Annotated in this window: 1 protein-coding gene; it reads right to left on the bottom strand. The window is 67.8% G+C overall.

What is annotated here, in order from left to right; genetic code table 11:
* Positions 1-18 precede the first annotated feature (18 nt).
* Positions 19-1,182: an IS110 family transposase gene (locus ABZS80_RS33250; protein WP_355062172.1), complete on the bottom strand. Its 1,164-nt coding sequence runs from the start codon at positions 1,180-1,182 to the stop codon at positions 19-21.
* Positions 1,183-1,355: the final 173 nt, after the last annotated feature.

Here is a 1,355-nt window from a genome sequence, read left to right as displayed (position 1 = left end):
TCATGGCACCCCTTTATGTCAAGGCACCGCTGGAACCAGGGGTTTAGGGTGGTTGGTGGCGGGTCCGGGAAGTGGCTTGTCCGAAGGGCCGATGTCCGGGGTCAGGTCGGTCACGCTGGATTGCAGAGTCGTCCCCGAGTGCCCTCCCGGATCCGCCGCCTGTCGGCGTTTCTGGTCGGCGTCCATGCGGGCGTAGACGACGTTGGACAGCCGCCGTTTCAGCGCGCGCATGGCTTCCATGGAGGTCTTCCCGGCGGCCTTCTTCGCGTCGAAGTAGGCACGGCCTTCGGTGCGGTTGCGCAGCTGGACCACGGCCATGATGTGCAGCGTGCGGTTGATCCGTCGGTTGCCGGCGCGGGAGAGCCGGTGCCGCTTCTGGTCGCCGGAGGAGGCGTCCAGCGGGGCGGTGCCGTTCCAGGAGGCGAACCGGCCGCGGTCGGCGAACCGGCGGATGTCGCCGACGTCGGCCAGCAGCCGGGCCGCGCCTGACGGGCCGATGCCGTGCAGGTCCATCAGGGTGCAGCCGCGGGCGACCACCAGCTCCTTGAGGTCCTTCTCCGCCGTCTTGATCTTTTTGTCGATGCCCTCGAGTTCACCGATGAGCTCGACCACGAGGCGGCGCCGTGTTTTGCCCACGATGTCGCGGGGCTTGATGGTCGCGATCAGCGCACGTGCCTGCCGCGCGGACAGGAATTGCTTCGCCCCGCCTGGGAAAAGTTCCAGCAGCAGCCGGTGCAGCCGGTTGATGGTTTGTGTCCTGGCGCGGCCCAGCTCGTCGCGGCGGTCGACCAGCATCCCCATGACCTGCAGGTCCGGGTCGAGCTGGACCTGCACGAGGTTCGGGGTGCGCAGTGCGACCATCGCGACCGAGTGCGCATCCACCGGGTCGGTCTTGCGGCCGTTGCCGGTGGCGAACACCCGCACCTGCGCGGACAGCTTCGCGGGCACGTCGAGCACCGTCTCACCGTCGTGCAGCAGTCGGTGGGCGATGTGCTTGCCGATGCCGTTGCAACCCTCGACTGCCCACACCCGGTCGGGGTACTTGCGGCCGGCGGCGAGCATCTGCGCGTAGCCGGTCTTGTCGGTGCCGTACCTGCCCACTGCGAGCACCCGGGCGCGTTCGTCGACGACCTCGATGGTTGCTGAACGCTTGTGCGGGTCCATCCCGATGATCACCGACATCGGCGCCTCCCGTTGACTGAACTCGGTGAGTTGTCAGCAAGGAGGGCACCGCTACTTCGAGCAGGACAAACCCCTTTCCAGCCACTCCTCGCGCGGTGCCCGGCGAGACCGCAGGCCATGAGAGAGCCACACCAATGACACCGGTGGGCAGCCGCAATGTGGGAGCGTCTCGC

The organism is Micromonospora sp. NPDC005305 (genome assembly GCF_040607315.1).
Classification (GTDB): domain Bacteria; phylum Actinomycetota; class Actinomycetes; order Mycobacteriales; family Micromonosporaceae; genus Micromonospora.
Note: the sequence above shows the minus strand (reverse complement) of the source record. Positions and strands in the feature narration are given on the sequence as shown.

Excerpts from the sequence above, each read along its gene's own strand:
- ABZS80_RS33250 (WP_355062172.1), bottom strand. The coding sequence starts at position 1,182 with ATGTCGGTGATCATCGGGATGGACCCGCACAAGCGTTCAGCAACCATC.